The organism is Halomonas organivorans, from assembly GCF_014192055.1.
Classification (GTDB): Bacteria; Pseudomonadota; Gammaproteobacteria; order Pseudomonadales; family Halomonadaceae; genus Halomonas; species Halomonas organivorans.
Map to the genome: position 1 here is coordinate 23408 of NZ_JACHXM010000011.1, position 15230 is coordinate 38637.

16 protein-coding genes are annotated in these 15230 nt (G+C 69.5%); 11 read left to right on the plus strand and 5 right to left on the minus strand.

Annotated elements, in window-relative coordinates; translation table 11 throughout:
* Positions 1-55: 55 nt before the first annotated feature.
* Positions 56-862, minus strand: coding sequence for a TlpA disulfide reductase family protein (locus tag FHR96_RS12250; RefSeq protein WP_183387976.1), 807 nt, complete (start codon positions 860-862; stop codon positions 56-58).
* 130 nt (positions 863-992) lie between these two features.
* Here FHR96_RS12250 and FHR96_RS12255 point away from each other — a divergent pair, with 130 nt between their 5' ends.
* The gene (locus FHR96_RS12255) at positions 993-1226 is read left to right on the plus strand and encodes a hypothetical protein (protein WP_183387977.1); all 234 of its coding nucleotides are present in this window, start codon (positions 993-995) and stop codon (positions 1224-1226) included.
* Between the two features lie 126 nt (positions 1227-1352).
* Positions 1353-1805 (plus strand): universal stress protein, encoded by a 453-nt coding sequence (locus FHR96_RS12260; protein ID WP_183387978.1) that lies wholly within the window; start codon positions 1353-1355, stop codon positions 1803-1805.
* On the opposite strand, the gene FHR96_RS12265 is transcribed toward FHR96_RS12260, so the two are convergent.
* From FHR96_RS12265 to FHR96_RS12280, 4 genes are read right to left on the minus strand one after another with little or no spacing between them, the layout of a single operon-like run.
* Positions 1792-2802, minus strand: a complete 1011-nt coding sequence (locus FHR96_RS12265) for an XdhC family protein (RefSeq protein WP_183387979.1) — start codon at positions 2800-2802, stop codon at positions 1792-1794. The two genes, FHR96_RS12260 and FHR96_RS12265, sit on opposite strands and share 14 nt — an antisense overlap.
* Positions 2789-4012, minus strand: a complete 1224-nt coding sequence (locus FHR96_RS12270) for a c-type cytochrome (RefSeq protein ID WP_183387980.1) — start codon at positions 4010-4012, stop codon at positions 2789-2791. Before FHR96_RS12270 ends, FHR96_RS12265 begins: the two co-directional genes overlap by 14 nt.
* Positions 4013-4561, minus strand: a complete 549-nt coding sequence (locus FHR96_RS12275) for a (2Fe-2S)-binding protein (protein ID WP_183387981.1) — start codon at positions 4559-4561, stop codon at positions 4013-4015.
* Entirely contained in the window at positions 4554-7382 is a 2829-nt protein-coding gene (locus FHR96_RS12280) for a xanthine dehydrogenase family protein molybdopterin-binding subunit (RefSeq protein WP_183387982.1), read from the minus strand. The genes FHR96_RS12275 and FHR96_RS12280 overlap by 8 nt, the downstream gene beginning before the upstream one ends.
* A gap of 391 nt (positions 7383-7773) precedes the next feature.
* On the opposite strand from FHR96_RS12280, the gene phnC reads away from it, so the two are divergent.
* From phnC to phnK, 9 genes are read left to right on the plus strand one after another with little or no spacing between them, the layout of a single operon-like run.
* A complete protein-coding gene (gene phnC, locus FHR96_RS12285; protein WP_183387983.1) occupies positions 7774-8601 on the plus strand; it encodes a phosphonate ABC transporter ATP-binding protein in 828 nt (275 codons plus the stop codon).
* Between the two features lie 35 nt (positions 8602-8636).
* On the plus strand, positions 8637-9650 hold the full coding sequence (gene phnD, locus FHR96_RS12290; RefSeq protein ID WP_183387984.1) for a phosphonate ABC transporter substrate-binding protein: 1014 nt from the start codon (positions 8637-8639) through the stop codon (positions 9648-9650).
* A 55-nt stretch (positions 9651-9705) separates the two neighbouring features.
* The gene (gene phnE / locus FHR96_RS12295) at positions 9706-10497 is read left to right on the plus strand and encodes a phosphonate ABC transporter, permease protein PhnE (protein ID WP_183387985.1); all 792 of its coding nucleotides are present in this window, start codon (positions 9706-9708) and stop codon (positions 10495-10497) included.
* A gap of 46 nt (positions 10498-10543) precedes the next feature.
* Complete coding sequence (gene phnF / locus FHR96_RS12300; RefSeq protein ID WP_183387986.1) at positions 10544-11305, plus strand: phosphonate metabolism transcriptional regulator PhnF; 762 nt, start codon at positions 10544-10546, stop codon at positions 11303-11305.
* Complete coding sequence (gene phnG, locus FHR96_RS12305) at positions 11302-11775, plus strand: phosphonate C-P lyase system protein PhnG (RefSeq protein WP_183387987.1); 474 nt, start codon at positions 11302-11304, stop codon at positions 11773-11775. The genes phnF and phnG overlap by 4 nt, the downstream gene beginning before the upstream one ends.
* A gap of 26 nt (positions 11776-11801) precedes the next feature.
* Positions 11802-12434 (plus strand): phosphonate C-P lyase system protein PhnH, encoded by a 633-nt coding sequence (gene phnH / locus FHR96_RS12310; RefSeq protein WP_183387988.1) that lies wholly within the window; start codon positions 11802-11804, stop codon positions 12432-12434.
* Positions 12419-13582, plus strand: coding sequence for a carbon-phosphorus lyase complex subunit (locus FHR96_RS12315; protein ID WP_183387989.1), 1164 nt, complete (start codon positions 12419-12421; stop codon positions 13580-13582). The genes phnH and FHR96_RS12315 overlap by 16 nt, the downstream gene beginning before the upstream one ends.
* Positions 13579-14412 (plus strand): alpha-D-ribose 1-methylphosphonate 5-phosphate C-P-lyase PhnJ, encoded by an 834-nt coding sequence (locus FHR96_RS12320; RefSeq protein ID WP_183387990.1) that lies wholly within the window; start codon positions 13579-13581, stop codon positions 14410-14412. The genes FHR96_RS12315 and FHR96_RS12320 overlap by 4 nt, the downstream gene beginning before the upstream one ends.
* Positions 14409-15227 carry a phosphonate C-P lyase system protein PhnK gene (gene phnK / locus FHR96_RS12325; RefSeq protein ID WP_183387991.1) on the plus strand — a complete coding sequence of 273 codons (819 nt, stop codon included), beginning with the start codon at positions 14409-14411 and terminating at the stop codon, positions 15225-15227. The genes FHR96_RS12320 and phnK overlap by 4 nt, the downstream gene beginning before the upstream one ends.
* Positions 15228-15230: the final 3 nt, after the last annotated feature.

A 15230-nucleotide genomic window follows, 5' to 3' on the forward strand; every position in this document is an offset into this window, starting at 1 on the left:
TTGGCGTTTCTCGGGCAATCGCGGCTCGCTCGGGACGCCGTCGGCAACTTGTGCCTCACTCCTCACCGTCATCCAGCCAGTCGTCCAGGATGGCTTGGGTCAGCTCGCCCACGTGTCGCTCGCGGGTGCGTCCGTCGGCGTCGAACAGCAGCGTGGTGGGAAGCCCCGGGGCGTCGCTTGCCACCATCAGCGACTGGCGAGGGTCGAGCAGGGCATGCGAGAAGGCGAGTCCCTGGGCGTCGAGATAGCGCGCCACCGGCAGCAGGTCCTCGCCCTGGTTGACCACCACCACGGTGACATCGTCACGGCCATCGGCCTCGGCGAGTCGCGGCAGCTCGCGTCGGCACGGCGGACACCAGGTGGCCCAGAGGTTGACGATGACGCGCTGGCCGGTGAGGCCGGCCAGGTCGACCGGCTCGCCGTCGAGGTTCTCCAGGGTCAGCTCGGGCAACTGGCGCGGCGTCATGCCGCTACCCAGCGGCGCCCAGCTCATCAGCCCCAGCCAGACCAGCGCGGCGCCCAGGGTGAGGCCCAGGGCGCGGTACATGACGCCCAGGCGGTCGCGCAGCGTCCAGGCGCTCCAGGCCAGCGCCGCCAGCAGGCCGAACAGGCCGTGATAGCCCGGTAGCCACAGCTTGAGCGCCGTCAGCGGGTCCGCCTGGTAGGCGGGCAGGTTCAGTGCCACGTGGCCCAGCCGCGCGCCGACGATCCAGGCGATGACCAGGCCGTTGAACCAGCGGGCCCGGCGGCGACGGGGCAGGCCCAGCAGCCAGGCGCTGGCGATGAGCAGCAGCAGGGCGGAAATCAGGGCGTAGAGGCGGGGCAGGGGAAGCAGTACGGGCCCCAGGGCGATGGCGTCCATGGCGTGGCGGGCTCTCTCCTTGGGTTCTCTTTAGCAGGCTCGGCGCATCGCGCCGGACCGGGTACACTGGGCGGATTTTCCTCGCCAAGCCTACTGCCGGTGGGCGGGGCTGTCATCAGCAGGAGCGTTCATGGCACGACAGGCCTTCGATACCCTGCGGGCCCTGGCGATCGCCAGCCAGGCCCTGGGCTTCATCCTCATCATCACTCTGGAAACCGTCCTCGGCGATGCCGCCCGTCCCTGGCAGGGCTGGACACTGGGGGCCATGGTGGTGGCGGCGCTGTGGATCGCCCTGGTGCGGCTCTACCGGCGCAACAAGGCGCGCAAGGCCATGGCTCGCCGCCTGGCCGACGACGAGGAGTGAGGCCCGAGGGCTTGATGCGGGTCAAGCCCTCGGGCGATCCCCGGCCGCCTGTGTGGCGAGCGGCTAGTCTGAAGGGACAGCGGGAAGCTCCCGGCTGTCCCTGACTCGCGCTTTCAGGAGGCCAACATGTATCAGTCGATTCTGGTGCCCGTCGACGGCTCCGAACATTCCGCCAAGGCGCTGGGCGTCGCGGCACAGCTGGCGCGGGGCTCCTCCGCGTCGCTCACCTTGATGACCGTGGCCGGCTACCCGCCGGGCAACATGGGGCTGTTCACCGGCGGCACGCCCGAGCCCTTCACCTCGGAGAACTGGAACGAGATCGCCGATTCGCTGAAGGCCGACGCCCAGCAGGCCCTGAAGACGGTCCAGGACAGCGTCGACCTGTCCGGCATCGAGGTCGAGACGCTGGTGCGCCAGGGCACGCCGGCCGAGGGCATCCTCAAGGAGGCCGAGCAGCGCGGCGTCGATGTCATCGTGATGGGCAGTCGCGGCGTCAGCGACATGCACGGCATGATCTTCGGCAGCACGTCCCACAAGGTCAGCCACGTGGCGCCCTGCACGGTGATCACCGTGGCCTGATCGGTTCCGCTTGCCTGCCGGTGATGTGGGGGGCCGTCGCGGGGCGGCTGCCGCGCTGGGTCGCGACGATGTCGGCCATGACCGCGAGCGCGATCTCGGCGGGCGTCCTGCTGCCGATGTCGAGGCCGATGGGCATGCGCAGGCGGGCGATGTCCTCATCGCCGAGCCCGCCGGAGCGTCGCAGGCGCTCGGCACGCGCCGCCGACGTCTGGCGCGATCCCATCACGCCGATATAGAACGCCGGGGTGCGGACGGCCTCGATCATCGCCAGGTCGTCGATCCGGGGATCATGGGTCAGGGCGACCACGGCGGTGCCGCCATGGCTGGCGCCGGGAATCACGCTGGACGGCAGTTGGTCGATGACGCGCACGTCCGCGACATCGAAGTCGTGGCACATGTCGGCCCGCGGGTCGCAGACGATGACGTCGAAGTCCAGCGCCCGGGCGAACTGGGCGCAGTAGCGCGAGACCGGCGAGATGCCGGCAATGATCAGGCGATGGGCCGGGGCCAGGCGCAGCCTGACGTGGTCGGGCGCTCGTTCGACTCGGGGGCCAAGGCCTGCGTCGTCGACCAGTCGACTCTCCCCATCGATGAGGCTCACCTCCCGTAGCCGAGGCGGCGCTCCGCGCAGGACGTCGAGCATGGCGCTGATGAGCGCCTCGGTGGCCGTGCCCGGTGCCAGCCTCTCGACCAGTACGTCGAGCTGGCCGCCGCAGGGCAACCGAATGCCGCGCTCCCGGTCATCGTCGGCCCCATAGCGCACCAGCCGAGGCGTGGCGTCGAACTCGCCGGCGGCCAGGCGCGCCAGGAAGTCGTCTTCCACGCAGCCACCTGACAGCGAACCGCTATGCTCGCCCCCCTGGGTCGCGGCGAGCAGCGCGCCCGGCGGTCGCGGCGACGAGCCGTAGGTGCTCAGCACGCTGCACAGCCACACCGTCTCACCGCGGCGCGCCCATTCCAGGGCGCGCTCCAGGGTGATCAGGTCAAGGGGTGGCATGGCCGCTTTCCTCGCGCAGTGCCGCGACGTCCTCGGGAGAGACGTCGCCGGCGCGGCCTCCCCAGGTCTCGCGCAGATAGTTGCTCAGGTCGGCCAGCTCGGCATCGCTCAGCTTTGAGGCGAACCCGGGCATTTCCTGCATGCGGGCGAAGCCGGGGAAGTCCTGGGCGGCGATGCCGTTGAGCATCACCTTGAGCAGGTTGTCCGGTGCCTCGAGGCGCAGGGTGGTATTGCCCTCCATGGCCACGGCGACCTGCGGCTTGCCTTGTCCCTCGATACCGTGGCAGCCGGCGCAGGTGTCGAGATAGCCCTGGCGTCCGCGGCGGGCGGAGTCACCAAGCTCTTCCAGGGGGTGGGCGTCGATGCGCCGGGCCTCGGGAGGCGAGTCGCCGAGCAGGTAGGTGGCCATGGCCGCGAGGTCGTCGTCCTCGAGGTGCTGGGTGCTGAGGTGCATGACCGGGAACATCTCGTTGAACATCGACCCCTGGGGACTCATGCCGTCGCGCAGGAACCGGGCCAGGTCGTCCCGGGTCCAGCCCCGCTCGGCCAGCGCCTCGGCCTTGAGGCTGGGGGCCAGATAGCCGGCCAGCATGCCGCCCTCGAGATGGTGGTCGAGGTCCATGGCACCGGTCCAGCCGCGCGGCGTGTGGCATTCCCCGCAGTGTCCCATCGCCTCGACCAGGTATTGGCCGCGCTGCCAGGCCGGGCTATGGGATGCGGCGTCCTCCGGCTGGAGGGCGTCGGCGTAGACCAGGTTCCAGAGCGCTACGCCCCAGCGCTGGTTGTAGGGGAACGATAGCCGGGTCTCGGGGGCGGAGCGTGCGATGGGCTCCAGGCTGTTCAGGTACGCATAGATGGCATCGGAGTCCTCGCGCCGCATCAGGTGGTAGGAGGTGTAGGGCATCGCCGGATAGAGCTGGCGGCCGCTCGGCGTCTCGCCCTCGGTCAGGGCATGGTAGAAGTCATCGCGGCTGTAGTCGCCGATGCCATGCTGCGGGTCGGGCGTGATATTGGTGCCGTAGATGGTGCCGAAGGGCGACTCGATGGGGCGTCCGCCCGCGAAGGGCGCGCCCCCCTCGGCGGTATGGCAGGCGGCGCAGTCGGCGGCGCGGGCCAGGTAGCGGCCCTGTTCGATCAGTGTCTCGTCATCGGCCGCCTGGACGGCCAGGGTGGGAGCCAGCAGCAGGGCCCCAAGCAGTAAGCGTCGCATTCAGCCCTCCTTGGCCAGGCCGAGTTCCTCGATGACGGCCCTGGTGGCCTGGTAGTAGCGCACGTAGCCGGTACAGCGGCAGATGTGCTCGCCCAGCGCCTGCTCGATGGCCCCCTCGAGCTCGCCGGCGGCGAGGGGGTCGCGTTGCAGGCGTTCGACCAGCACCGTGGCGGCATTGACGAATCCCGGGGCGCAGTAGCTGCACTGAAAGGCGAAGTGGTCGATGAACTTCTGCTGGATCGGGTTCAAGGCGACGATATCACCAGCGGCGTCGCGTTCGGCGTGCCCCTCGATGGTGCGGATGCGCTTGCCGTTGAAGAAGTGCGCGCCGGTGATGCAGATACGCATCTCCTCGCTGGTGCCGTCGTCGTGGTCGAGGATCACCACGCAGGCGCGGCAGATCCCCTGGCCGCAGCCGAGACGCGATCCGGTGAGGCCCTGATACTCGTGCAGGAAGTCGATCATCATGAGGTCTTCCGGCACGTCCACGGGGCCGATCGCCTCGCCGTTGATGGTCAGGCTCAGGGAGCGGGTGGGGAGCTCAGCCATGGAGGGCCTCCTGAATGCGTTCGGGGGTCACGGGCAGGTCGCGGAAGCGCTGTCCGGTGGCATGGGCGAGGGCGTTCACGATGGCGCCGACGACCGGAATCATCACCACCTCGCCCATGCCCTTGGCGGGATCGGTCTCGGAGAGCGGGGGAAGGATCTCGCCGCCCTGCTTCCAGACCGCGCAGTGACGGGCGAGGGGGACCTGATAGCGATTGAAGTTCCAGCTTCCGTTGCCGGGGCCGTCCTCGTAGAGCGGCATGTGCTCGAGGAGGGCATGGCCGATGCCCATGGCAACGCCGCCCTCGAGCTGGCCCATGACCAGTTCGGAGACGATCGGCTTGCCGCACTCCACCCAGGAATAGTGTTCGAGAATCTCGACCTCGCCGCTGCCCTTGCTGACGCGCAGGTCGACCAGGGTGGCCACCGGGCTGTAGTAGGTGACGTGGGCGTTGTTGAGCTGCACGTCGGGGTAGCGCATGGCCTGGCGATCGAGCAGGTGATAGCCGTGGGAGCTCATCAGCCGGCGCTTGTCGTCGTCGGCGCCGTCGCCGTACTTCACCGCCACGGCATCCAGCGGCAGGCGGGAGCGTTCCTCGCCCAGCGCGAACTCGGCGCTGGCCCAGCTCCAGCGGTTGAAGGCATGCACGCTGGCGCCGGTGATCAGGCCGAGCTCATGGGCCTTGGCGGCCAGCGTGGCCAGGGAGAGGGGCGTCATGCCGTTCGCGGTCAGGTGCCCCTCGACCCAGCGGGCGTCCTCCAGGCGTATGACATAGGGGTTGGCCTGGCCGCCATATATCCCCTGGCGCCAGATCGACAGCGCGGCCGGCCACAGGCCGTGGCGAAACACCAGCCTGGCGGCCTCGCGGGTGGCATGACTGGCATAGTAGGCCGAATTGGACGCCGAGGACGGCGAGGCGAGACGCGGCGTCCAGCGTGGCGTCTGGCTCAGGCGATCTTGCTCATCCTGCGACATCGTGTAGGGATTGCCGCTCGTCTCCAGGGCCAGCTCCGACCAGTCGGTCTCGCCGGTCTTGATGTCATCGGCGGGGCGGCCGAGGACCTCGAGCACGTTCATGGCCTGCGACGTGGCGGCGCCGGTCCCCATGTCGATGGCGATCTGGCGCAGGCGAATGCGGCCTGCCGCATCGATCTCGACGCTGGCCATGGGGGCCTCGGCGCCGGTGCCGAAATCCTTCTGGCTGATCGCGAAGCCGGTGCCGTAGAGGTGGTCGGGATCCTCGGCCTGGCGCGCGTCGCGGCGCTCATGGCGCTCCTGCCACAGCGGATGGCGTTCCGCCTTGTCGAGGATCTCCCCGACCCGGATGGCCCCGCCGGGAATCGCCCCCTGGGTATTCTTCATGCCGGCTTCGAGCAGGTTGGCGCGGCGCAGGGCGAAGGGATCCACGCCGAGGCGCTCGGCCAGCTCATCGACCATCATCTCGGTGGCCGCCATGGTCTGCAGGGTGCCGTAGCCGCGCATCGAGCCGGCTTCCACGGCGCGGGACGGATAGGCGGTCGTCGCCAGGTCGCTGCGGGGCAGGTAGTAGACCGACTGCGCGGCGGTGGCGCCGACGGCGGCGACCGAGGCGCTGTAGTTGGCGCGGCCCCCGCCATTGACGTCCAGATGGGCGCGGAAGATCTGGAACTTGAGCGAGTCGCGGTCCACCGCCAGGCGGTAGTCCATGTCGAAGGGGTGACGCTTGATGCCGCTCTGGAACTGCTCGAAGCGGTCATTGGCCAGCCGGATCGGGTGGCCGTCGCCGTACATGGCGGCGAGGGCCGCATAGTAGACGAAGATGTTGTGGTCCTTGGAGCCATAGCCCACGGTGTAGCCCGGGTGGACGTTGAGATGCCGCACGGCGAAGCGCGAGCCCTCGAGCATCAGCGCGGTTTCCCGCGCCGCCTCCTGGGGACACTGGGTGGCGACCACGAAATGCAGCTCGCCCGAGTCGGCGTCGAACCAGCCGTTGCCGTTGTCCGGCTCCAGCGCACCCGGCTCGATATAGGGCGTGGTGTAGCGAGCCTGGAAGACCTCCCAGTTTTCGGGAGGCTGTTCCAGCTGTTCCGCCATGCGCTGGGCATGGTAGAGCCCCCGCTCACCGACGTCGCCGTTGAGGCTGGGATCGTCCGGCCATACCGGGCGGCGATTCTTGATGGCGGGGAAGAGGTCGCTGTCCTTGAGGCTGGAGAATTCGTCGGGTGCGAAGGGCGTGTCGCCGCCGACGCGAACATAGCGAAAACTGCCGTAAGGCGGACGCTCGACCTCGCCGGTCGCGGCGCCATAGCGAATCAGGTCGTCGCGAAACTTCAGCGCGTTCTTGGCCGCGCGATAGCGGGCGAAATCATGCCAGATCAGTATCGCCACCGGATGACCGATGTATAGCGGGGTCTTGCCCTGGGGTAGCAGCGGGTCGGGGCCATGGCTGTCGGGAAACGCGATGCCGTCGCGTTCCAGGTCGGCGGCCGTGACGATACGGTCGGGGTGCAGCGATTCATCCAGGGAAGACAGCTCGAAGCCCTGGTAGGCGTGGTCCGCCCGGTTCGCCTTGAGCAGCATCGCGTGGCCCTGCTGCCGGGGCCAGCCAGGCATGTCCCGGGCGCGAATGTCGCGGGCGAAGACCTTGCCGCCGCAGACCTTGCTGAACGCATCGATGCGGAAGCGCGCACCGCCGGGAGAGGCCCATGGTTCAGGCGTCGCGGTGACCCGGGACTCGAAGAGCGCGGCGAAGGCGCGGCTACCGAGCGGTGCGATGGTGATGCCGATACCGGCGGCGACGCTTCCCTTGAGAAAAGCGCGGCGCGAGAGGTGTGGATGCTGCATGCTCGTCCCCATGGCGGTGACTGATCGAAAGGGGTGGGATGGCGCGAGACCCTGGTTCGCTGGTCAGTCTACTGGTTAGCTTGCTAGTTGACCAGGTGAACAGGTTTTATGCGCGACGCCTTCCCGGCGGTATCTCCCAAGCGTAGCGGTCGGTCGGAAATGGGGAAGCTGGCGGCCGGCGGCTGGCCCCTCTGGATGACGACCCGATGACGCCGCCAAGACAGGGCGATGACGGCGCTTTGCAAGGCGTTGATTTTCTTTGGCTCGTGTCGTCGAAAGAGAACGGGGGCAATGAATCCCGGCGGGCGAATGTCACCGTATCGACATTGTCTAGACAAGTTCCCTTCATCTTGAACCACGACACTGGCGCCATTCCTAGAGGAGAGGCGTCATGTCGATTCCCAGCATCGTTGTCGAGCGGCTGAGCAAGACCTTCGGGCAGCATCCCGTGCTGCGCGACATCGACTTCACGATCCATGCCGGCGAGATGGTCGCCCTGATCGGGCCCTCCGGCTCCGGCAAGTCCACCCTGCTGCGTCATCTGATCGGCCTGACCCGCGGCGATCGGGGCGCTGCCGGCCGCGTACGACTCCAGGGCCGCGAGGTGCAGGCCGGCGGGCGTCTCGCCCGGGCCTCCCGACAGCAGCGCTGCCGCACTGGCTACATCTTCCAGCAGTTCAACCTGGTGGGGCGCTTGAGCGTGCTCACCAACGTGTTGATCGGTCGCCTGGGCTGCATGCCCCGGGGGCGCGCGCTGTTCGGCCGCTTCACGCCCGAGGAGCGGGACATGGCGCGCCGCGCCCTGGCCCGGGTGGGGCTGGAAGCGCTGGCCGACCAGCGCGCCAATACCCTGTCCGGCGGCCAGATGCAGCGGGTGGCCATCGCCCGGGTGCTGATGCAGGACACCGACGTCATCCTGGCCGACGAGCCCATCGCTTCGCTGGATCCGCGCAGCGCCCGGGAGGTGATGCAGATCCTCGAGCGCGTCAACGCCGAGGACGGCCGCACCGTGGTGATCACCCTGCATCAGGTCGAGGTCGCCCGCCGCTTCTGCAAGCGTGCCATCGCCCTCAAGGCGGGCCGCCTGTACTTCGACGGCCCCATCGGCGAGCTCACCGATGGCCGTCTTACCGCGCTCTATGAAAACGCCGGGCTCGATGAGCTCAAGACCCGTACCCCGCCCGTCGACCTGGCGGCGCCCGTCGGCGCCCTGGGCTGATGCCCGCAAGGCTTCATTACCGAGGAGACCCTCCCATGTCGTTCACGCCCTTTCGTTGCCTGACCCTGCCGCTGATCGCCGCCGTCGGCCTGGCGGCCAGCCCCTTCGTCGCCGCCGAGGAGCCGCTGAAGTTCGGCATCATCTCCACCGAGTCGAGCCAGAACCAGGCGCCGCTCTGGGATCCCTTCCTGGCCGACCTGTCCGAGGCCCTGGATCGCGAGGTCGAGCCCTTCTTCGCCACCGACTACGCCGCGGTCATCCAGGCCATGCGCTTCGACCAGATCGACCTGGCCTGGTACGGCAACAAGTCCGCCATGGAAGCCGTGGACCGGGCCGGCGGCGAGATCTTCGCCCAGACCGTGGCCGCCAACGGGGATCCGGGCTACTGGAGCCTGATGATCACCCAGCGGGACAGCGAGCTTTCGAGCGTCGAGGACGTGCTGGCCAACGCCTCCGAGCTGGTGTTCGGCAACGGCGACCCCAACTCCACCTCCGGCTTCCTGGTGCCGGGCTACTACGTCTTCGCCCAGAACGGCGTCGATCCCGCCACCGCCTTCAAGCGCACCCTCAACTCCAGCCACGAGACCAATGCGCTGTCGGTGGCCAACGGCCAGGTGGACGTCGCCACCTTCAACACCGAAAGCATGGAGCGCCTGGAGGAGGTGCACCCGGACAAGGCCGAGCAGCTCAAGGTGATCTGGCAGTCGCCGCTGATTCCCTCCGACCCGCTGGTGTGGCGCGAGAACCTGTCCGACGAGCTCAAGGGTGAGCTGCGCGACTTCTTCTACGCCTACGGCGAGAGCGAGGCCGAGCAGGCGATCCTCGAGCCGCTGCAGTGGTCCGGCTTCGCGCCGTCCACCAACGACCAGCTGCTGCCGATCCGCCAGCTCGAGCTGTTCAAGCAGCGCGCCCAGGTGGCGGACGACGCCAGCCTGTCCGCCGACGAGCGCGAGGCCAGGCTGGCCGAGCTCGACGCCCGTCTCGACGAGCTGAACGCCCGCCTCGAGGCCGCCGAGGCCGAGCAGGCCGCCGCCGCCCAGGCCAGCTGAAGCGAACCACTGGAACCCGGGAGGAGCTCGCTCCTCCCGCCTGGAGCCGAGCATCATGAGTCAGTCTTCCACCTTGAACGCCGCCGCGGCCGGCAAGCGCGGCTGGACCACGCTGCTGGGCTGGGCGGTCGCCCTGGGCGTGCTCTCCTGGGCCTGGCAGGGCGCCGAGATACGCCCCGGCCTGCTGGTCACCAACGCCGACAACATGGCCGAGCTGATCGGCGACTTCTTCCCGCTGGCCTTCGGCAACCTGGGGCACTACGTCGACCAGATGCTGGTCACCGTGCAGATCGCCATCTGGGGCACCCTGCTGGCGGTGCTGGTGGCCATCCCGGCCAGCCTGCTGTCCTCCGAAAACCTCACTCCCTGGTGGATCCACCACCCGATGCGCCGGCTGATGGATGCCTGCCGTGCCATCAACGAGCTGGTGTTCGCCATGCTGTTCGTGGTCGCGGTCGGCCTGGGGCCCTTCGCCGGCACCCTGGCGCTGTTCGTCCACACTACCGGCGTGCTCGCCAAGCTGTTCTCCGAGGCCGTGGAGGCCAGCGAGGCCGGCCCCATGGAGGGCATCCGGGTCACCGGCGCGGGGCGCATCGAGGAGATCGCCTTCGGGTTGATTCCCCAGGTGCTGCCGCTGTGGATCTCGGTGAGCCTGTATCGCTTCGAGTCCAACATCCGCTCGGCCACCGTGCTCGGCATGGTCGGTGGCGGCGGCATCGGCGTGGCGCTGTGGGAAACCATGCGCGGTTTCCAGTACCAGGAAACGGCCACCATCATGCTGGTGATCATCGTCGCGGTGACCCTGCTCGACATGGCCTCCCAGCGCGTGCGCAAGCGTTTCATCTGAACCAGGACACGGGCGCTTGTTCGCAAGCGCCTTGCCAGGAGGCGAGATGTCTAGACAACTTTCCACGACCGGCGCCGCTCAACCCCGCTACCGCACCCTGGCCGACACCCTGGCCCGGGAGGTGCGCGCCGACTACGGCCCCGGCGACCTGCTGCCCGCCGAGTCCCAGCTGGCCAGGCGCTTCGCCGTCAATCGCCACACCGTGCGCCGCGCCCTGGACGAGCTGGTCGCCGCCGGCATGGTCACCCGCCACCAGGGGCGCGGCACCCAGGTCGTCGACCGCCGCCTGGACTACGCCGTCCACGCCGGCAGCAAGGTGACCCACAACCTGGCCGAGCGCGGCATGGCCACCGAGACCCGCTGTCTCGACCAGGGCCTCGACGCGCCGCCCGAGGCCATCGCCCAGCGCTTCGAGGCGTCCCGCGGCACCCCCTTGCTGAGGGTGGAGACGCTGCGCTGCGTCGACGGCGCCCCGCTGCTGCGGCTGCGCCACTGGTTCGACCCGACGCGAGTGCCGGGCTGGGTCGACCGCTATCGCGGCGGCTCCACCCGGGCGCTGCTCGACCAGCACTACGGCCTGCGCCTGCGGCGTCGTCGGGTGCGCCTCGAGGCCCTCCAGGCCGACCCCGAGGACAGCCGCCTGCTGCAGTGCCCCCATCGGGCGCCGCTGCTGGCGCTGACCAGCGACAACGTCGACGCGGCGGGCCGCCTGGTGGAGGTCTCGGTCAGCCGCGCCAGGGCCGACCGCCTGGCCTATCACATCGATTTCGATCACTCCCTGACGGACCCCGACGAGGTGTTCCCATGAAGCAGACCCCTCTGCCCCAGACCCAGACCCAGACCCAGACCCAGGCGCAGCGCCAGCGCCTGCTGGCGCTGACTCCCTGCGAGCGCCTGGAGGAAGGCTGGGCCGAGCTGGCCCTCCCGGTGACGCACCGCTGCGTGCGCGGCCCCGAGACCGGCATGGCCATGGTGCGTGGCCGCATGGGCGGCACCGGCAACGCCTTCAATCTCGGCGAGATGACCCTGAGCCGGGCCAGCGTGACGCTGGACGACGGCGCCGCGCTGGGCCACGGCTGGGTAGCCGGCCGCGACCATCGCCACGCCGAGCTGATCGCCCTGGTCGACGCCTGCGCCCATCGCCCCGAGTGGGCCGAGCGCATCGACGCCGAGCTGATGGCCCCCTTGGCCCGGGAACTGGACGCGGCCCGCGAGCAGGCCTCGCGCACCGCGGCGGCGACCCGAGTGGATTTCTTCACCATGGTGCGTAGCGAGTGAGTACCGAGCGAATGACGACGAGGCGAATGACGATGCGCTGGCAAGGCTTCTCCGATCCCGTCCAGGACGGGCAACGCCACTTCCGCCGCGTGCTCGCGGCCATGGCCGAGCCGGGCACCCTGCATGACGCCGCGGCGACGGCGGTGCCCGAGGACGCGGCCATCGGTCCGGCGCTGTGGGCGACCCTGCTGTCGCTGTGCGACCTCGATACCCGGCTGTGGATCGCCCCGGGGCTCGAGGCCGGCGGCCTGGCCGACGCGGTGACCTTCCACACCGGCTGCCGGAAGGTCGCCACACCCGACGGGGCCGACTTCGCCCTGGTCACCCCGGCGACCCTGGTGGATCCGGCCCCGGTCTTTGCCGAGGGCAGCGATGCCTACCCCGACCGCAGCACCACCCTGCTGGTGGTCCTCGACGCCCTGGCCGAGGGCGGTCCCTGGCGGCTGACCGGCCCCGGCATCCCCGACACCCGCGGCCTGGACGTGGGCGAGGCCACTGCGCTGATGACCCGGCTGGCCGCCAACCGGGCCCGCTTCCCGCAGGGGCTGGACGCCATTCTCGGCTGCGGCGACTGCCTGGCGGCGATTCCCCGCAGCACCCGGCTCGCAGGCCCCGTTTCCGCTACCCCCGAGGAGGATCGCACATGTACGTCGCAGTGAAAGGCGGCGAGCAGGCCATCGCCAACGCCCACCGCTGGCTGGCGGATCGCCGCCGCGGCGATCGTGAGCGTGACGCGCTCTCGGTGGCCCAGCTCGCCGAGCAGATGAACCTGGCGGTGGACCGGGTGATGGCCGAGGCCTCGCTCTACGACCCCGAGCTCGCCGCCCTGGCCCTCAAGCAGGCCAGCGGCGACCTGGTCGAGGCGGTGTTCCTGCTGCGCGCCTATCGCACCACCCTGCCGCGCCTGGCCGAGACCGTGGCGCTGGACACCGGCGCCATGCGGCTCGAACGGCGGGTCAGCGCCACCTACAAGGACGTCCCCGGCGGCCAGGTGCTCGGCCCGACCTACGACTACACCCATCGACTGCTGGATTTCCTGCAGCTGGCCGACGGCGAGGTGCCCGAGCCGGCCCGCGCCGAGCAGGCGCTGGAGGCCTGCCCGCCGATCCTCGAGCAGCTCGATGCCGAGGGGCTGATCGAGCGCGAGACGGACGACGGTGCCGAGCCCTACGACATCACCCGGGACCCGCCGGACTTCCCGGTGGACCGCGCCACTCGCCTGCAGATGCTGGCCCGGGGCGACGAAGGCTACTTGCTGGCGCTGGGCTATTCGACCCAGCGCGGCTACGGCCGCAACCATCCCTTCGCCGGCGAGATCCGCATCGGCACGCTGGAGGTGGAGATCGCCGTGGAGGAATGCGAGGCCCCGGTGTGCATCGGCGAGATCGCGCTCAGCGAGTGCCAGATGATCAACCAGTTTGCCGGCTCGCGGGATCGGGCGCCCCAGTTCACCCGCGGCTACGGCCTGGCATTCGGGCGCAACGAGCGCAAGACCATGGCCATGGCGCTGGTCGACCGGGCACTGCGCGCCGAGGAGCTCGGCGAGCCGGTACAGGGCCCCGCCCAGCAGCCCGAGTTCGTGCTGGCGCATGCCGACAGCGTCGAGGCCTCGGGCTTCGTCTCCCATCTCAAGCTGCCCCACTACGTGGACTTCCAGTCCGAGCTTGAACTGCTGCGCCGGCTGCGCAGCGCCCATGGCCAACCCGACGGTGCCGAGGACAGTCGCGAGACGGTCGATGACGGGGGCAAGAAGAAGGAACCCGCAGTTGAGCAGGACACCAACGAATCCGAGCAGGTGAGCCCATGAACGGATACAACTTCGCCTATCTCGACGAGCAGACCAAGCGCATGATCCGCCGCGGCCTGCTCAAGGCGGTGGCCATCCCCGGCTACCAGGTGCCCTTCGGCGGCCGCGAGATGCCCATGCCCTACGGCTGGGGCACCGGCGGCATGCAGCTCACCGCCAGCATCCTCGGCGAGGACGACGTGCTCAAGGTGATCGACCAGGGCGCCGACGACACCACCAACGCGGTCAGCATCCGCGCCTTCTTCGAACGGGTGGCCGGCGTCGAGACCACCACCGCCACCGCCGAGGCGGACGTCATCCAGACCCGCCACCGCATTCCCGAGACGCCGCTGTCGGCCGACCAGATACTGGTCTTCCAGGTGCCGATTCCCGAACCGCTGCGCTTCATCGAGCCAAGCGAAGAGGAGACCCGGGTGATGCACGCCCTTGAGGAGTACGGGGTGATGCACGTCAAGCTCTACGAGGACATCGCCCGCCACGGCCACATCGCCACCACCTACGCCTACCCGGTGAAGGTCGACGGCCGCTACGTGACCGACCCCTCGCCGATTCCCAAGTTCGACAATCCCAAGCTGCACATGAGCGAGGCGCTGATGCTGTTCGGCGCCGGACGCGAGAAGCGTCTCTATGCCATCCCGCCCCACACCCGGGTCGAGAGCCTGGACTTCGAGGACCACCCCTTCGAGATCCAGGCGTGGGACGAGCCCTGCGCGCTGTGCGGCGCCCGGGACAGCTTCCTCGACGAGGTGATCACCGACGACGTGGGCGGACGCATGTTCGTCTGCTCGGACACCGACTACTGCCAGCGCCGTCAGGAGGAAGTGGCATGAAGCGTCCGCAACTGGAACGCCCTGCGCTGCTGGAGGCCCGGGGCGTCACCCGGCTCTATGGCCCCGGCAAGGGCTGCGAGGACATCGACTTTCGCCTGCATGAGGGCGAGGTGCTGGGCATCGTCGGCGAGTCGGGGTCCGGCAAGTCGACCCTGCTGCGCACCCTGTGCGGCATGGAAACGCCCGATGCCGGCCGGGTCGTCTATCACTCTGATGTCGAGCGGTGCCTCGACGGGGCGACCGACGACGGCGAGCTCGACCTCTACGCCATCGGCGAGGCCCGGCGCCGGGCGCTGCTGCGCATGGAGTGGGGGCTGGTGCACCAGAATCCCCGCGACGGCCTGCGCCTCGGCGTCTCTGCCGGCGCCAACATCGGCGAGCGGCTGATGGCCTTGGGCGATCGCCACTATGGCCAGCTGCGCGCCGCCGGCCAGGACTGGATGGGTCGCGTCGAGCTCGACCCGGGACGCATCGACGACGCTCCCCGGCACTTCTCCGGCGGCATGCAGCAGCGCCTGCAGATCGCCCGCACCCTGGTCACCCGCCCGCGGCTGGTGTTCATGGACGAGCCCACCGGCGGCCTGGACGTCTCGGTGCAGGCGCGGCTGCTCGACATGCTGCGCACCCTGGTGCGCGAGCTGGGGCTGTCCGTGGTGCTGGTGACCCACGACCTGGCGGTGGCCCGGCTGCTCGCCGACCGGCTGATGGTGATGTGCCGCGGCCGGGTGGTGGAAGCCGGGCTGACCGACCAGATTCTCGACGACCCGCAGCATGCCTATACCCAGCTGCTGGTGTCGTCGGTGCTGACGCCCTGAGGA